We start from the raw sequence: 16,307 nt of genomic DNA, 5'->3' as shown, positions 1-16,307 counted from the left end.
TGTGGTCGTGGGATCTCGCGGTCGTCCGCGGCCGCGCGGTACACCCGGTGGGGCGGGGGCGCCGGCGCGGGGAGGACGCGGTCATCGCTCCGGCTGCCGGGGCCAGCCCTGCCCCGGCGCCCCGGGGGGCGGGTCCTGGCGGTACTGCTCGGCCTGCAGCCGGTACAGCTCCGAGTACAGTCCCCTCCTCCCCATCAGGTCGTCGTGGCTCCCGGACTCGGCGATCCGCCCGTCCGCCAGGACGAGGATCAGGTCGGCCGTGCGCACGGTCGAGAAGCGGTGGCTGACCAGGAGGGTGACGGCGCCGTTGCGCAGCCCCTCGGCCCTCGCGGTCCGCGCGTAGCCCTCGAAGAGCTGGTGCTCCGCCCTGGCGTCCAGGGCCGCAGTCGGTTCGTCGAGCATCAGCAGCAGCGGTTCCTCCCGCATCATCGTCCGGCCCAGCGCGAGTTTCTGCCACTGCCCGCCCGACAGCTGCACCCCTCCGGGCAGGCTGTGTCCCAGGGGCGTGGCCGCTCCGGAGGGCAGGTCGCGGACCACCGCCCCGGCCCCGGCCCGTCGCAGGGCGCCGTCCACCGCGTCCGCGTCCGCCAGGCGCGGCAGGTCCCCGACGCCGACGGTCTCCCCTGCGGTCAGCTCGAAGCGCGAGAAGTCCTGGAACCCCGCCGTGATCCTCGCGCGCCACCGCTCCACCGGCAGGTGGCGCAGGTCGGCGCCGTCGATCTCGATCGTCCCCGCGGTGGGGAGGTAGAACCGGCTCAGCAGCTTGACCAGGGTGGACTTCCCGGCGCCGTTCTCCCCGACGACGGCCACCACGGACCCGGCGGGTATCCACAGGTCCACGCCGTCCAGGACCGCCTCCTCCCGGTCCGGGTACCGGAAGGAGACCCCCCGGAAGCGGATGCCGCCGGACAACCGGGCGGGCACCTCGGCGGGCGGCTGCCCGCCCCGGTCCTCCCGGCGTCCGATCAGGGCCCTGACCCAGCGCAGGTCCGCCAGCGTCCGGGAGAGCCGCTGCAGCTCCTGGAGGAGCGCGACCACCCCGGACACCTGTTGGCTGACCTGGGCCGCGAGCACGACGGCCAGGACGACGTCGCCCACGGTGCGCTCCGCGGCGACGGCCTCCCGTACGACCAGCAGAGTGCCGGCGAGGTAGGCCGAGGCGAAGACCAGCTGGCCGGCGACACGCACGAGGACGGCCCTGGTCTCCCCGCCCCACAGCAGCCGGGTGGCGGCCCGCCAGTGCTCGGCGTGCCTGTCCTGGACGAAGTCGCGCATGCCCAGGACGCGGAGTTCCTTGGCCGTCGCGGCGTCCCCGGTCAGCTCCAGCACGTGTTGCGCGCCCCTGGTGTGCGGCGCGGCCCGGCGCCGTCGTCGCGCCATGAGGGTCTCGGCGTACCGGCCGGTCAGCAGGGGCGGCACGGCCGCAAGGGGGAGCAGTAGGAGCCAGGGGCTGAGCTCGACCAGGAGCACGACGGTGATCACCAGGCCGCACATGAGGCTCAGGCCCGACATCAGCGCGGTCATCCCGCTGGTGGAGACCCTGCTCAGTTCCTGGCGCAGGACCGTGATCCGGTCGGCGTACTCCGGGCGTTCGTGGTGCTCCAGCCCCTCGGAGCCGTTCGACAGGCCGATCAGCTCCCTGTCCAGCCGCAGGAAGGCCTTGTCGCCCAGTTCCATGTACAGGACGTGGGCGAAGTGGGCGCCGACGAACGCGACGATCATCAGCAGGCCCGCCAGGGCGCCCGCCCACCCGGCCCGCTCCGTCTCCCCGGCCACGGCGGCGTCGGTGAGCACCCCCAGGGCGAGCGCCGTGAGCGGCTGGGCCACCGCGGCGGCGAGCATCAGCGCCGCCGCCCCCAGCAACCGCGCCCGGTCGGCCGACCACGACAGCCGGGTGAGCTCCCACACGGCCCGCAAGGTGTCCCTCATCGTGCCCCGCCCCTTCCCTCGCCGCGGCCGGCGGGGGCGAAGCGCTCGGCCTGGAGCCGGAACATGCGCGCGTAGCGGTTCCCCAGGGCCATGAGCTCCTCGTGCGTGCCCTGTTCGACCACGCGCCCGCCCTCCACCACGACGATCCCGTCCGCCCTGCGGACGCTGGAGAAACGGTGGCTGATCAGGACCGAGGTGACCCCAGCGGTCAGCTCGATGAAGGAGTCGAAGAAGGCCGCCTCCGCGCGCACGTCCAGGGCCGAGGTCGGCTCGTCCAGGACCAGCAGCCTGGCGCCGGCGTCGAGGGCGTAGAGGGACCGGGCGATGGCGACGCGCTGCCACTGCCCGCCGGAGAGCTCCGCCCCGCCCTCGTGCTTGCGGGAGAGCACGGTGTCGATCCCGTGCGGCAGGGCCTCCAGGGTGTCGAGGATGCCCGCGCGCCGCGCGGCGTCGCGCACCCTCTCCCGGTCGGCGGGGAGGTGGACCGCCCCGCAGGCGATGTTGTCCGCGGCGGAGAACTCGTAGCGCACGAAGTCCTGGAACACGACGCTCACCTGCCGTCTCCACAGCTCGACCGGTGTCCGGCGGACGTCGCGCCCGTCCACCACGATGTCTCCCGCGTCGGGTTCGTGGAGCCGGGTGAGCAGCTTGACCAGCGTGGTCTTGCCGGCCCCGTTGACGCCGACGACGGCGGTGCAGCGGCCGGGGGCCAGGGTCAGGTCCAGGCCGTCGAGGACCGCTCTTCCCGTGTTCGGGTAGGAGAAGCGCACGGACCTCAGCTCCACCGACGCCGGCGCGGGGCCGGTGACGGGCTCCTCCCCGGAGCCCGCGGCCTCCGGGGGCGGTACCTGCCCCCCGGCCCGCGACATGCGCTCCTCCAGGGTGTCCAGGGACTGCCAGGCCCGCATGCCCAGGGAGGTCTGGAGGTCGGCCTCCGGGTAGTTGGCGCCGCACATCACCATCGCGGCGGTCGCCTGCAGCGCCAGCGCGAGCCCGGTGAGCGAGACGGTCCCCTGCGCCGCGTCGGAGGCGAGCAGGGCCAGGACGGAGCAGACCGCGAGCAGTCCCAGGGCGGTGTAGCCGAGGTACGGGACGAGGAACACCCGTCGCCTGGCCCGGGACACGCGGTCGTGCGCCCTCGTGTGCTCGTCGACGTAGCGGTCGGTGAACCAGGCGGTGAGCCCGAACAGCCGCAGCTCCTTGGCGTCGCGGGTGCCCATGGCCACCCCGCGCAGGTGGTTCGCGCGGCGCAGCACCGCGCCCACCCCGGTGTCGTACACACGGGACAGCACCCGCAGGCCGCCGCGCTGCCCCGTCCGGAAGACGAGTACCGCCGCCAGGAGCGCCGCCGCCACCGCCCAGGAGGCTACGACCCCCAGGAGGGCGGTGAGGGCGGCGAGACGCACGTAGCGGGCCACGAGTGCCAGCATTCCGGCGCAGGCGCCGCCCGGGGTGTGCGCACGGGCCTCGAACCAGCGGTTCACCTCGTCCAGGGAGTCGAGCACGGCCGGGTCCTCCAGCGGGCCGATGCCGGTGCTGCGCAGCGACGCCCGGATGAGGCGCTGCTGCAGGAGGCCGTCCATCCGCCGGGTCATGAGCTCGCCCAGCATGTGCTGCACGGGGGTGAGAAGGGTCTGGAGGGCGAAGAGCGCGGCGGCGGCCAGGAAGGTCCGCACGAGCGCGGACCAGGCCGGTGACCCCACCCCCGCCGCCACCGCCGCGGGCACCTGGCCGATCACGACCGAGGTGGCCACGACGAACGCGACGGGCAGCACGCCCAGGACCACGTTGACCAGGAGCAGCGCCGAGGCCGGCGCCGGGCCGGTCGAGGGGATCGCCCGGATGATGCGGACGCGGGCCAGGACGGCCTCGTCCCACCAGCGCTCCACGCCCGGACGCAGGTCGCGTGTCCCGGCCCGGGAGGAGGGTGCGTGCTCTCGGTTCCCACTGCTCACGGGCGGCTCCAGACGGGGGTGTGGCGCGGACGGGGCCCGGGTGCGCGGCCTCGGGGCCCCGTGCCGTCGGGTCGACGAAGGGGGATTCGGGGGAGACGGAGTGCTCCTGCTCGTCGGGTCTGCGGGGCGCGCGGCAGGCCTCTTCCGGCCGACGGCTCCAGATCGTAGGCCACGGAGCACCGTGTGTCCGGGGTCCGTCCCCGGTGGAGGACCGCCGTCGGAGTCCGTTCCGGTCGACCGGACCCGCTTGACGTGGGAGCGCTTCCACCCCAGGGTGAACAGAAGGAAACCCTGGCCACATCCGGCCAGGGGCGGGGCGTTCGGCCAGGGGCCCGGACCGGTGGCAGACGCGAGGGGCGGGGACGGGCGCCGTGTTCCCCGTGGTCGTCGCGGGACGGGGCCTCGCACGCTCCGTCCCCGGTCGGCCGCCCGCGCCGCCCGGCCTGCCCCGCTGCCGACGGGCCGTGCCCGGACGGGTGGAGGATGGGCGGTGTCCGAAGGAGGAGCGGAGGGCGGATGGCGTTGCGGATTCTGTTGGTGAGCGGGATCAGGCCCTGGGACCCGTTCGGCGGGGCCATGCGGACCAAGGTGATCGCCGGCGCCCTCGCCGGGCTCGGCACCGTGGACCTGCTGGTGCTGCCGCTCGACGGGAAGCACGAGGAACCGCCCGCGGACTCCGTCTTCGACCGGGTGCTCACCGTGCCGCAGGAGTTCTCCCCGTTGGACCAGGACAGGTCACCGGCGCGCCGGGTCGCCGAATTCCTCAGGGGCACCCTCGCCGCGCAGATCGGCAGGACACGCGGGGCCGTCCTGGAGAAGGCGCCCGACTGGCTGGCGGGGACCCGGTACGACCTCGTCTGGTACATGCGCGAACACGTCTGGTTGATGACCCGTGGCCTGGTCTGCGCGCCCTCCGTCATCGACGTGGACGACCTGAGGGACGTGCTGCTGGCCCGCTGGCTCTCCATCGGCAAGGCGGACCGGGGCATGGAGCTCACCCCGGTCCGCAGACTGGACATGCACCGGGCCATCGCGCGCTGGCGGCGTATCCACCGCCAGGCCGCGCAGGGTGCGGACGTGCTCGTCTACTCGGGACAGGGCGACCTCCTGCGCTCCGGCTTCCCGAACTCGCTGGTGGTCCCCAACACGTACACGCCTCCCTCCGCGGACGGCGGTGCGGAAGCGGCGGAGGAGAGGGGGCCGGGGAGGCCCACCCTCCTCTTCCAGGGGGTCCTGTCCTACGCCCCCAACGCCGACGCGGCCGCGTGGCTGGTGAAGGGGATCGCGCCCCTGGTCCGTGAGCAGTTCCCGGACCTGCGCGTGCTGCTCGCCGGCCAGTCCTCGCCGCGCATCGACGCACTCGGCCGCTTCCCGGGGGTCGAGGTCACGGGCGCCGTTCCCAGCATGGCGCCCCACCTCCGCCGGGCGGACCTGGTGGTCGCGCCCCTGCGCGTGGCCGGGGGCACGCGCATCAAGATCCTGGAGGCCTTCGCCCACCGGGTGCCGGTGGTCTCCACCACCGTGGGGGCGGAGGGGCTGGAGGTCCGGTCCGGCGAGCACTGCGGGATCGCCGACACCACGGAGGCGATCGCCGACGAGTGCGTGCGGCTGCTCTCCGACCGCGCCGCAGCCCGCGCCATGGCCGACCGCGCCCACGGACTCTGGGACTCCTCCCACCGACCGGAGAAGGCCGCCGAGCAGGTGGGCCGGGCGGTCGACAGGGCCCTGTCCGGGGGGCGCTGACGGAGGGAGGCGCAGCCCCGGCCCCGGGGGCCCGCGCCGCCGGGGCGGATCCCCCGGGGCCGCGTGGACCCCCCCCGGGACCGCCGAACGAGTGGACCGCCGAGCCGGAGCGCTGAACCCCGCCGGGGGCGATCCGGCCCCGGGGCGGACCCGGCCCGCGCGCCTGCGTGTGCCGGCCCGGGGACTCGCCCAGCATGGTCCCCATGAACGCATTGGCTCTCGTGTGCAGCCTCAAACCGTCGCCCGCCCCGTCGAGCAGCGAACTGATGGCGCGGCAGGTCCTCGACGCCCTGGCCGACCACGGTGTCGCCGGCGACCTCGTCAGGGTCGTGGACCACGACGTCCGCCCCGGCGTGGAGACCGACATGGGCCCGGGCGACGCCTGGCCGGACCTCCGGCGGCGCATCCTGGCCGCGGACATCCTCGTGATGTCGACGCCGACGTGGGTCGGCCACATGTCCAGCGTCGCCCAGCGGGTCCTGGAGCGGCTCGACGCCGAACTGGGTGAGACCGACGAGCAGGGGCGGCCGTCCATGTTCGGCAAGGTCGCCGTGACGGCGGTCGTCGGCAACGAGGACGGCGCGCACAAGATCACCGCGGACCTGTTCCAGGCCCTGGGGGACACGGGATTCACCATTCCGGCCCAGGGCGGCACCTACTGGAACAACGAGGCCATGAACCCCAAGGACTACAAGGACCTGGAGCAGACCCCGGAGGCGGTCGCCTCCACGACGGCCACCCTGGCCCGCAACGCGGCCCACCTGGCACGGAGCCTGCGCGAGAACCCCTACCCCGCGCCCTGACGCGGGCCGGGGGAGCGGTGCCGGCGCTACCGGCCCGGCCCCTCCCCGTACACCGGGGCCGGCGCCGGGGCGTCGAGCGCGGCGGCGCAGGCGGCCAGGACCTCCTCCGCACCGATGGACCCCAGGCCCGGGTCGAGGTAGTCGGAGTGGGGGTCCCCGCGGCGTCCCGCCCACAGGCAGCGGTGCGAGTCCCGGTCGACGAGCGGCCCCCACAGTTGCGGGGAGACCGGGCCGAAGAGGCGGACCGACGGGGTCGAGTAGGCGGTCGCCAGGTGTCCGACGCCCGTGTCCCCGCACACGAGCAGTCCGGCCCCGGCCACCAGCCGCGCCAGCTCCACGAGACCGGTGCGGCCGGCCAGGACCGAGCCGGGGCCGAGCCCCGCCTCCGCCGCCACCGCCTCCGCCCGGGAGAGCTCCTGCCGCGAACCCGTCACCAGCACCCGGAGTCCGGAGCCGGCCAGGTGCCGGGCGACCCGCGCGAAGCGTTCCACGGGCCAGCGGCGGGACGGCGCCGCCGCACCCGGGTGCACGATCACCGTGTCCGGCAGGCACGTCGTCCGCTCGGGCCGGGGCCACCGCAGGTCGGTGGGGTCGGCGGCCGTCCCGTGCTCCCGCAGGAGACGGCACCAGACCTCCGCGTCGTGGACGCCGGAAGGCCAGTCGGGGCCTTCCCGGTCGACCGCCGTGCGGTGCCCGAAGGCCCACATCACGCGCGGTGAGAGGGCGGCCAGGGCGGCCGTGCTCTCGGGGCCGCGCCCGTGCAGGTTCACCGCCAGGTCCGGCGGGGGCGCGGAGTCCCACCCGGGCACGGCCAAGGGCTCCGTGGGCAGGACCTCCCAGGACAGCCCGGCCAGGGCGAGCAGGTCGCGGTACCACGGCGGGCCGGCCAGGACGCGGCGCCAGGCGGGGGCGGCCCTCTCCAGCGCGCGGAGCGCGGGCACGGCGGTGGCGAAGTCGCCCAGGCCGAGCGCCCTCAGCGCCAGCAGCGCGGGGCCGTGCCCGTCCGCCCCCTCCCGCCCGGGCGGGAACGGGAGCCCGTTCACCGGCGGCCGCCCGGACGGGGGAGCGCGGTGCCGGCCCCGGCCGGAACCGGGTCCCCCTTCCACGCGCGGGGTCCGCCAAGGCACGCCCCAGGGGGCTGACCGCCGGTCCTGCCGTCCACGGATCCCACCACGGTCCCGCTCCCTTTCGTCCGCGCACCCGTGCCGCCTGACCTGCACCGCCACTAACCCGTCGGCGCGAGAACAAACATGGTGGGCCGAAGGCGCTGCGGGCGCGCGGTTGCGGAGCCCACCGGGCCGGGACCCGCCTCGGGGCCATGTTTACCGGTGACCGCCTTCGGTAGTCGACAGGGTGCGTTCGCCATCACACCCCAGTCTCGGAGGGAGCGGTCGCATGCGAATCCTCGGGGTCAACGCCGTGTTCCACGACCCGGCCGCCGCGCTCGTCGTGGACGGGCGGACCGTCGCCGCCGCGGAGGAGGAGAGGTTCTCCCGGCGCAAGCACGGCAAGGAGGCCGTCCCCTTCTCCACCTGGGAGCTGCCGTCGGCGTCGATGCGGTGGTGCCTGGAGCGGGCGGGACTGCGCCCCGCCGACCTGGACGCGGTCTCCTACTCCTACGACCCGGCCCTGGCCGACCCCTCCGGGCCGGGGCAGGACGTGGCCTGGGAGCAACTGCGGCTGTTCTACGTCGAGCGGGCGCCCCACTTCCTGGCCTCGGAACTGCCGGGCCTGGACCCGGCGAAGGTGGTGTACGTCCCCCACCACGTGGCGCACGCCGCCTCCGCCGGGCTCGCGGCCCCACCGGAGGCGGGGGGCGGGGACTGCGCGGTGTTCGTGGCGGACGGCCGGGGCGAGGCGACCTCGCACCTGGCCGGCTCCTACACGGACGGGCACCTGGAGGTCCTGGCACGCCAGCCCCTGCCGGAGTCCCTCGGACTGGTCTACGAGGAACTCACCGAACACCTGGGGTTCCACCGCTCCAGTGACGAGTACAAGGTCATGGCCCTGGCCTCCTACGGTACGCCGACCATGCTCGACCGCGTGCGCGAGCGCATCGGCTACGAGGGGGAGGGGCTGGTCCGGGCGTCGGGCGTGGACTGGAAGTCCCTCACCGAGCCCTGCCGGAAGGGCGGGGAACCCACCCGGGAGCACGCGGACCTGGCCGCGAGCGTCCAGGCCGCCATGGAGGAGGCGCTGCTCGGCGTCCTCGGCTGGCTGCACCTGCGGACGGGGAAGAGGCACCTGACCATGGCCGGGGGCGTCGCGCTCAACTGCGTCGCCAACAGCCGCATCGCCGCCGAGGGGCCCTTCGACACCGTGTGGGTCCAGCCCGCCGCCGGGGACGCGGGCACGGCCCTGGGCGGGGCGATGCACCTGGCCTCGCTGGCGGGCGAAACGGTCGAGCCCATGCCCGGGGCCGAACTGGGCCGCTCCTGGGACGAGGAGGAGCTGCGGGCCCTGCTCGACGAGGCCGACATCGAGTTCGAGCGCCCCTCCGACCTCGCCGACGCCGTCGCCGCGGAACTGGACGCCGACGCCCTGGTCGCCTGGTTCCAGGGAGGGTCGGAGTACGGCCCGCGGGCCCTGGGCCACCGGTCCCTGCTCGCCAACCCGCTCAACGCCGGCAACCTCGAACGGCTCAACAACGTCAAGGGGCGCGAGCAGTTCCGGCCCGTGGCGCCCATGGTGGCCGAGCGCAGGGCGGGGGAGATCTTCTCCGGCGGCCCCCTGCCGAGCCCCTACATGCTCTTCGTCCACGAGGTGGAGCCCTCCTGGCGCGAGCGCCTGCCGGCGGTGGTCCACGTGGACGGCACCGCCAGGGTGCAGACGGTCTCGCCCGAGGACGACCCGCTCACCGCGCGGCTGCTGGACCGTTTCGAGGAGCGCAGCGGCCTCCCCGTCCTGGTCAACACGAGCCTCAACACGGCGGGGCGGCCCATGGTCGACTCACCGCGCGACGCCCTGGAGTGCTTCGGGTCGGCGCCGGTGGACGTCCTCGCGATCGGCCCCTTCCTGGTGCGCCGCCACGCCCGGGCGGGGCAGCGGTGAGCGGCCCCGGGTACGCGGTCGTCATCCCCACGGTGGGCCGCCCCAGCCTCGCCCGGGTGCTGGAGGTCCTCCTCGACGCGCCGCCGGAAACGGCGCCGGAGGAGATCGTCGTGGCCGACGACCGGAAACAGGGTTCCGACAGCCCGCTGCCGGGAGCCGACCACGCCCGCGTGCGCGTCCTGCGCACGCGCGGCGGCGGTCCCGCGGCGGCCCGGCAGGCCGGGTGGCACTCCTGCCGCAGCGAGTGGATCGCCTTCCTGGACGACGACGTCGCGCCGCCCGCCGACTGGCCGGCCCGGCTGCGCTCCGACCTGGCCGCACTTCCCGCGGAGGTCGCCGGGAGCCAGGGCCGGATCACCGTGCCGAGACCGGAGGGGCGGGCGCCCACGGACGCGGAGCGCGCCACCGTCGCCCTGGAGGACGCCCGCTGGATCACGGCGGACATGGCCTGCCGCAGGAGCGCACTGGAGGCGGTCGGCGGGTTCGACACGCGTTTCCCGCGCGCCTACCGGGAGGACACGGACCTGGCCCTGCGGATGATCGACGCCGGGTTCGTCCTGGTCGGCGGCGACCGGGAGTGCCTCCACCCCCTGCGGGAGGGGGAGCGCGGGCTCAGCCTCGCCGCCCAGCGCGGCAACGCCGACAACGCCCTGATGCGCCGCGTCCACGGCCCGGGCTGGCGGCGCCGGATCGGTGAGCACCCCGGAGGACTGCGCGCCCACGCGGTGACCACGGGCGTGCTCCTGGCCGCGGTCCTGTCCTGGCTGACCGGTCGCCGTGCCGCCGCGGGCGTGCTCGGAGCGGCCTGGACGACCCGCACCGCCCTGTTCGCCCTGCGCCGCCTGGCCCCCGGCCCGTGGACCGCGGAGGAGATCGCCGACATGGCACTGACGAGCGCGCTGGTGCCGCCGCTGGCCTGCTGGCACCGCCTCGCCGGCGAGGTCCGCCACGCCGGAGCGGGGCCGGGGCCGGGACCGGCGGTCCGGGCCGTCCTGTTCGACCGGGACGGGACGCTGGTCGAGGACGTCCCCTACAACGGGGACCCCGACAAGGTGCGGCCCATGCCCACCGCCGCCCGCGCCGTCGCCCTGGCCCGCCGGGCCGGGCTCGCCGTCGGCGTGGTCAGCAACCAGTCCGGCGTCGCCCGGGGCCTGCTCTCCGCCGCAGAGGTGGAGGCGGTCAACCGGCGCGTGGACGAACTGCTGGGACCCTTCGACCTGTGGAGGGTGTGCCCGCACGGCGAGGACGACGGCTGCCACTGCCGCAAGCCCGAACCCGGCATGGTCCTCTCGGCCGCCGCCGAGCTGGGCGTCCTCCCCTGCGAGTGCTCCCTGGTCGGCGACATCGGCGCCGACACCGACGCGGCGTCGGCCGCAGGGGCGCGCGGCATCCTCGTCCCCACCGCGAAGACGCGGGAGGAGGAGACGGAGGCCGCCGCGGAGACCGCCCCCGACCTGGAGTCGGCCGTCCTCCGGCTCCTGGCGGGGGCACACCGGTGAGCGGCCGCAGCGTGCTCGTGGCACGCCTGGACAGCATGGGCGACGTCCTGCTGTCGGGTCCGGCCGTGCGCGCCGTCGCCCGAGGGGGCCGCGAGGTGGTCTACCTCGCCGGGCCGCGCGGCGCCGACGCGGCCGCGCTGCTCCCCGGCGTGGACCGCGTCCTGACCTGGTGCGCGCCCTGGATCTCCGCCGACCCGCCGCCGGTCGACGCGGAGGACGTCGCCCGCCTGGTCCGGCGGATCGCCGCCCTCGACGTGTCCGAGGCCGTCGTCCTGACGTCCTTCCACCAGTCGCCGCTACCGCTGGCGCTCCTGCTGCGGATGGCGGGGGTTCCCCGCGTCTGCGCGACGAGCGAGGACTACCCGGGCAGCCTGCTCGACGTCCGCCACCGCGTCGGCCACGGCGGCCCCGAGGCGCAGAGGATGGTCTCCCTGGCCCGGGCGGCGGGGTTCCCCCCGTCGCCGGAGGACCGGGGGCTCCTCGCGGTGCGGCGTCCGCTGCCCGACACGCGCCGCCTGACGGGGCCGGACGGCTACGCGGTGGTGCACGTCGGAGCGGACGCGCCCTCACGGGAGATACCGCCCGCGCTGGCCGCCAAGACCGTCGCGGCCCTGGCCGGGCACGGCCACCGGGTCCTGGTCACGGGCGGCGCCGGGGAGGCCGGGAGGGCGGAGGAGGTCGCCGGCCCCGGCGGTCCGAGCCTGGCCGGCCGCACCACCGTGGCGGAACTGGCCGACGTGCTCGACCGCGCCTCCGTCCTGGTCGCGGGCAACACGGGCCCCGCCCACCTCGCCGCCGCGGTGGGAACGCCCGTCGTCTCGCTCTTCTCCCCGGTCGTCCCCGCCTCGGCCTGGGCGCCGCACGGCCCGCGGGTCCGCGTCCTGGGGGACCAGGGGGAGGCCTGCGCGGGGACGCGGGCCCGCGTGTGCCCCGTGCCCGGGCACCCCTGTCTGACCTCGGTCACGGCCGACGAGGTCCTGGCCGCCGTGGAGGACCTCCTCGAGGAAGGGGAAGAGTGATGACCGTAGACGAGCGCCTCTCCCGCCGCGCCCCGGACGGGGCGGACGAGGGGGTCCGCGTCCCGCGGAGGACGCTCCGCGTGCTGATGTGGCACGTCCACGGCTCGTGGACGACGGCCTTCCTGCGCGGGGGCCACACCTGCCTGCTGCCCGTGACGCCCGACCGGGGCCCCGACGGGCGCGGGCGGGCCCGCACATGGGACTGGCCCTCCAACGCCGTGGAGCTGCCCTGGGGCGAGATCCGGGGCTGCGAACCGGACCTGGTCGTGCTCCAGCGCCCCCACGAGGTGGAGCTCGCGGCACGGCTGCTGGGACGCCCCATCGGCAGGGGGCTGCCCGCCGTCTACGTCGAGCACAACACCCCGCGCGACGACGTGCCGGTCAGCCGGCACCCGCTCGCGGACCGCGACGACATCCCGGTCGTGCACGTCACTCGCTTCAACGACCTGTTCTGGGACTGCGGGCGCGCGCCCACCGGGGTGGTCGAGCACGGGGTCCCGGACCCGGGCCACCGCTACACCGGAGAGGTCCCGCGGGCGGGGGTGGTGCTCAACGAACCCCTGCGCCGCTGGCGCTTCACCGGGACCGACCTGCTCCCGCGGCTCGCGGAGGCCGCGCCCCTGGACCTGTACGGCATGGGCGTGGCGGACGTGCCCGGGCGCCTGGGGCTCCCGGAGTCGCGGCTCCGGGCCCACGAGGACCTGCCCCAGGCCGCCATGCACGGGCAGCTCGCGCGGCGCCGCGCCTACGCGCACCCGCTGCGGTGGACCTCGCTGGGGCTCTCCCTCATCGAGGCCATGATGCTCGGTCTTCCCGTGGTGGCCCTCGGCACCACCGAGGCGTACGAGGCGGTGCCGGCCGGGGCGGGGGTCGTCTCGACCGACACCGGGGTGCTCGTGGAGGCCTTGCGCGCGTTCAACGGGGACCGCGCCCTGGCCGCCCGCACCGGTGCGGCGGCCCGGAGGGCCGCTCTGGACCGCTACGGGCTCACACGGTTCCTCGACGACTGGGACCGCGTGCTACAGGAGGTGACGTCATGAGGATCGCCATGGTCTCGGAACACGCCAGTCCGCTGGCGGCGATCAGCGGAGAGGACGCCGGGGGCCAGAACGTGCACGTGGCCGAGCTCGCCACGGCGCTCGCCGCACGCGGTCACGAGGTCGTCGTCCACACGCGCCGCACCGACGGCGGGCTCCCGGACACCGTCCCGCTGGGACCGGGGGTGTACGTGACGCACCTGCGCGCGGGGCCGGCCGGCCCGATCAGCAAGGACGAGCTGCCCCGGTACATGCCCGAGTTCGCCAGGAACCTCCGGGCGCACTGGCGGACCGACCGGCCCGACGTCGTCCACGCCCACTTCTGGATGAGCGGGTTCGCCGCGCTGCGGGCCGCCCACGGCCTCGGCGTCCCCGTCCTGGAGACGTTCCACGCCCTGGGCACCGTCAAGCGCCGCCACCAGGGCGCGGCCGACACCAGCCCCGGGGAGCGGATGCCGACCGAGCGCGCGGTGGCCCACCGGTGCGACCTGGTCGTGGCCACCTCCACCGACGAGCGGGAGGAACTCGGCGGGTGGGGGGTCCGGCCGGAGCGCGTGGAGGTCGTCCCCTGCGGGGTCGACACGGAGCGCTTCACACCCGGGGGACCGAGCGCGCCGCGCGGTGACGGGCCGCGGCTGCTGAGCCTGGGACGCCTGGTCCAGCGCAAGGGCGTCGAGACGGTGGTCCGCGCCCTGGCCGAGATCCCCGGCGCCGAGCTGGTGATCGCGGGCGGCGCGGACGCCGAACGGCTGTGGACCCAGCCCGAGGCCGTCCGGTTGCGCATGGTCGCCGAGCGGATGGGCGTCGCCGACCGCGTCCGCTTCCTGGGGTGCGTCCCCCGCGAGGAGGTCCCCGCGCTGCTCAGGTCGGCCGACGTCGCCGTCAACGTGCCCTGGTACGAGCCCTTCGGGATCTCCACCGTCGAGGCGATGTCCTGCGGCGTCCCGGTGGTCGCCTCCCGTGTGGGCGGCCACATGGACACGGTCGACCACGGCCGGACGGGGCTCCTGGTGCCTCCGAGGTCCCCCGGGAGGCTGGCCGCCGCCGTGCGGTGGGTGCTGTCGGACGACGCGGCCAGGGCGGCCCTCGCGGAGGCCGCCGCGGAGCGGGCCCGCGAACGGTACTCCTGGCAGGAGGTCGCCCGGCGCACCGAGGAGTGCTACCTGGGGGCCGTCGCACGGAGGCGGACGGCGGTGCCGGCGCCGAGGGAGGCCGACACCGCCCCGGTCGGGACCACGGCACTGGGAGGCGAGAAGTGATGCACACGCACCTGAGGCGGTTGAGCGCGGTCCTGGACCGCACGGACGCGGCCCGCGTCGAGGAGTGGGGGCGCCGGGCGGCCCGCGCGCTGCGCGACGGACAGCGCCTGTTCGCCTGCGGCAACGGCGGCAGCGCGGCGGAGGCACAGCACCTGACCGCCGAGCTGACGGGGCGCTTCGAGGACGAGCGGGCCCCGCTGTCGGCCATCGCCCTGCACGCGGAGACGTCCAGCGTCACCGCGATCGCCAACGACTACGGCTACCGGCAGGTCTACGCGCGCCAGCTGCGCGCGCACGCACGTCCGGGAGACCTCCTGGTCTGCCTCTCCACCAGCGGCGACAGCGAGAACGTCGTCGCCGCCGCCAAGGCGGCGCGGGAGCTCGGCGTCGTCTCCTGGTCGCTGACCGGCCCCGGGCCCAGCGCCCTGGAGGCGCTCAGCGACGAGACGGTGGCGGTGCCCGCGCCGAGCACCTCGACCGTGCAGGAGGTGCACCTGGCGCTGGTCCACGTGTTCTGCGCGTCCGTGGACACGGAGTTCCGCGTCGCCGGACACACCGTGTTCGTCCCGGAGGGGAGGGCGGCCACGTGAGCCCCGCCACCGGGCCCGTGGTCGTGGTCGGGGACGCCCTCCTGGACGTCGACCTGAGGGGCTCCTCCGGACGCGACTGCCCCGACGCGCCCGCGCCGGTGCTGGAGGGGGTCTCCGCCTGGCACCGCCCGGGCGGCGCAGCCCTGGCCGCGACACTGGTCCGCGACCACGGCCGCGGCGTCGTCCTGCTGACACCGGTGGGCCGCGACGCCGCCGCCGACGACCTGGCCGCGCTCCTGGGCGACGGCGTCACCCTGCTCGGACTGCCGCTGATGGAGCGCACGCCCACCAAGACGCGGGTCCGGGCCGACGGCCGCACCGTGGCCAGGATCGACGAGGGCTGCGACGGCGTGGAGGAGGCCGCGTCCGCCCGGGCGGTGGCCCGGGCGCTGGAGGGGGCCTCCGCGGTGCTGGTGGCGGACTACGGCCACGGGTTCACCCGCCAGGGCGCGGTGCGCGCGGCACTGGCCGCGTGCGCGGAGGGCGTCCCGCTCGTGTGGGACCCGCACCCGCGCGGGGCCGAGCCGCTGCCGGGGTCGCGCCTGGTCACCCCCAACGCGGCCGAGGCGGGGGCTGCCGAGGCCACGGGAGGGGACGCGCTGCGCAGGGCCGGGGAACTGGCCCGGCGGTGGGGGGCGCGCGCCGTCGCGGTCACCCTCGGCGAGCACGGGGCGGCCTGGGCCGGGGGAGACGGGGCCGGCGCCCTCGTGCCCGGTGCGCCGGTGCGCGCGCCGTCCGACACCTGCGGCGCCGGGGACGCCTTCGCCGCCGCGTGCGCCGCCGCCCTCGCCGCGGGGGCGGGCACCGGGGACGCGGTACGGGAGGCGGTCCTGGCCGCGTCGGCCTTCGTCGCCGGGGGCGGGGCCTCCTCCTGCGCTGTGCCCACCGGAGGCGCGGGGGCGCCGCTGCGGGAGCCGGCCGCTCCCGGACCGGGGACCGCGCACCGCCGGGGCGGGGGCGTCGTGGCCACCGGCGGCTGCTTCGACGTCCTGCACGCGGGCCACATCGACCTGCTGCACCGGGCCCGCGCGCTCGGGGACCGGCTCGTCGTCCTGCTCAACAGCGACTCCTCCGTGCGGCGCCTCAAGGGCGCGGGGAGGCCGGTCGTCGGTGAGCGCGACCGCGCCAGGGTCCTGTCGGCGCTCGACTGCGTGGACGAGGTGGTCGTGTTCTCCGAGAGCACGCCCCTGCGGGCCCTGGAGCGGCTGCGGCCCGACACGTGGGTCAAGGGAGGGGACTACGAGGTGGAGGACCTGCCGGAGACACCCCTGGTGAGGGGCCTCGGCGGGGAGGTGGTCACGGTCCCGCTCGTGCCGGGGCACTCCACGACGGAGCTGATCACCCGTATACGCGGAGGCGGCCGCGACGGCGCCGCCGTCCGCTGACGCGGCCGGCCGCGACGGGCCGCGCCACGGCCCGGCA

Annotated in this window: 12 protein-coding genes; 9 read left to right on the top strand and 3 right to left on the bottom strand. The window is 76.1% G+C overall.

Going from position 1 to position 16,307, the window contains the following annotated elements; all coding sequences use genetic code 11:
• Positions 1 to 81 precede the first annotated feature (81 nt).
• Together ACQPYD_RS21195 and ACQPYD_RS21190 are read right to left on the bottom strand one after the other, a co-directional pair.
• Entirely contained in the window at positions 82 to 1,929 is a 1,848-nt protein-coding gene (locus ACQPYD_RS21195) for an ABC transporter ATP-binding protein (protein ID WP_433697342.1), read from the bottom strand.
• Positions 1,926 to 3,884: an ABC transporter ATP-binding protein gene (locus ACQPYD_RS21190; RefSeq protein ID WP_433697341.1), complete on the bottom strand. Its 1,959-nt coding sequence runs from the start codon at positions 3,882 to 3,884 to the stop codon at positions 1,926 to 1,928. Before ACQPYD_RS21190 ends, ACQPYD_RS21195 begins: the two co-directional genes overlap by 4 nt.
• Positions 3,885 to 4,400: 516 nt before the next feature.
• Here ACQPYD_RS21190 and ACQPYD_RS21185 point away from each other — a divergent pair.
• Both ACQPYD_RS21185 and ACQPYD_RS21180 read left to right on the top strand, forming a co-directional pair.
• On the top strand, positions 4,401 to 5,627 hold the full coding sequence (locus ACQPYD_RS21185) for a glycosyltransferase (RefSeq protein WP_433697340.1): 1,227 nt from the start codon (positions 4,401 to 4,403) through the stop codon (positions 5,625 to 5,627).
• A 203-nt stretch (positions 5,628 to 5,830) separates the two neighbouring features.
• Positions 5,831 to 6,430: a flavodoxin family protein gene (locus tag ACQPYD_RS21180; RefSeq protein WP_433697339.1), complete on the top strand. Its 600-nt coding sequence runs from the start codon at positions 5,831 to 5,833 to the stop codon at positions 6,428 to 6,430.
• A 26-nt stretch (positions 6,431 to 6,456) separates the two neighbouring features.
• Here the strand turns inward: ACQPYD_RS21180 and ACQPYD_RS21175 are convergent, their stop codons facing one another.
• On the bottom strand, positions 6,457 to 7,473 hold the full coding sequence (locus ACQPYD_RS21175; RefSeq protein ID WP_433697338.1) for a glycosyltransferase family 9 protein: 1,017 nt from the start codon (positions 7,471 to 7,473) through the stop codon (positions 6,457 to 6,459).
• Positions 7,474 to 7,825: 352 nt separating this feature from the next.
• Between ACQPYD_RS21175 and ACQPYD_RS21170 the strand changes: the two genes are divergently transcribed.
• From ACQPYD_RS21170 to ACQPYD_RS21140, 7 genes are read left to right on the top strand one after another with little or no spacing between them, the layout of a single operon-like run.
• Complete coding sequence (locus ACQPYD_RS21170) at positions 7,826 to 9,481, top strand: carbamoyltransferase family protein (RefSeq protein WP_433697337.1); 1,656 nt, start codon at positions 7,826 to 7,828, stop codon at positions 9,479 to 9,481.
• Positions 9,478 to 10,980 carry an HAD-IIIA family hydrolase gene (locus tag ACQPYD_RS21165; protein WP_433697336.1) on the top strand — a complete coding sequence of 501 codons (1,503 nt, stop codon included), beginning with the start codon at positions 9,478 to 9,480 and terminating at the stop codon, positions 10,978 to 10,980. Before ACQPYD_RS21170 ends, ACQPYD_RS21165 begins: the two co-directional genes overlap by 4 nt.
• Positions 10,977 to 11,999 (top strand): glycosyltransferase family 9 protein, encoded by a 1,023-nt coding sequence (locus tag ACQPYD_RS21160; RefSeq protein ID WP_433697335.1) that lies wholly within the window; start codon positions 10,977 to 10,979, stop codon positions 11,997 to 11,999. Before ACQPYD_RS21165 ends, ACQPYD_RS21160 begins: the two co-directional genes overlap by 4 nt.
• Positions 11,999 to 13,039 (top strand): glycosyltransferase, encoded by a 1,041-nt coding sequence (locus ACQPYD_RS21155; protein WP_433697334.1) that lies wholly within the window; start codon positions 11,999 to 12,001, stop codon positions 13,037 to 13,039. The genes ACQPYD_RS21160 and ACQPYD_RS21155 overlap by 1 nt, the downstream gene beginning before the upstream one ends.
• On the top strand, positions 13,036 to 14,295 hold the full coding sequence (locus ACQPYD_RS21150) for a glycosyltransferase (RefSeq protein ID WP_433697333.1): 1,260 nt from the start codon (positions 13,036 to 13,038) through the stop codon (positions 14,293 to 14,295). Before ACQPYD_RS21155 ends, ACQPYD_RS21150 begins: the two co-directional genes overlap by 4 nt.
• The gene (locus ACQPYD_RS21145; RefSeq protein ID WP_433697332.1) at positions 14,295 to 14,885 is read left to right on the top strand and encodes a D-sedoheptulose-7-phosphate isomerase; all 591 of its coding nucleotides are present in this window, start codon (positions 14,295 to 14,297) and stop codon (positions 14,883 to 14,885) included. The genes ACQPYD_RS21150 and ACQPYD_RS21145 overlap by 1 nt, the downstream gene beginning before the upstream one ends.
• On the top strand, positions 14,882 to 16,270 hold the full coding sequence (locus ACQPYD_RS21140; protein ID WP_433697331.1) for a PfkB family carbohydrate kinase: 1,389 nt from the start codon (positions 14,882 to 14,884) through the stop codon (positions 16,268 to 16,270). Before ACQPYD_RS21145 ends, ACQPYD_RS21140 begins: the two co-directional genes overlap by 4 nt.
• The last annotated feature ends 37 nt before the right edge of the window (positions 16,271 to 16,307 follow it).

Source organism: Nocardiopsis sp. CA-288880 (genome assembly GCF_050955985.1).
GTDB lineage: Bacteria > Actinomycetota > Actinomycetes > Streptosporangiales > Streptosporangiaceae > Nocardiopsis > Nocardiopsis tropica.
The sequence above is the reverse complement of the archived record's forward strand: the minus strand, read 5'-3'. Positions and strand labels throughout refer to the sequence as shown.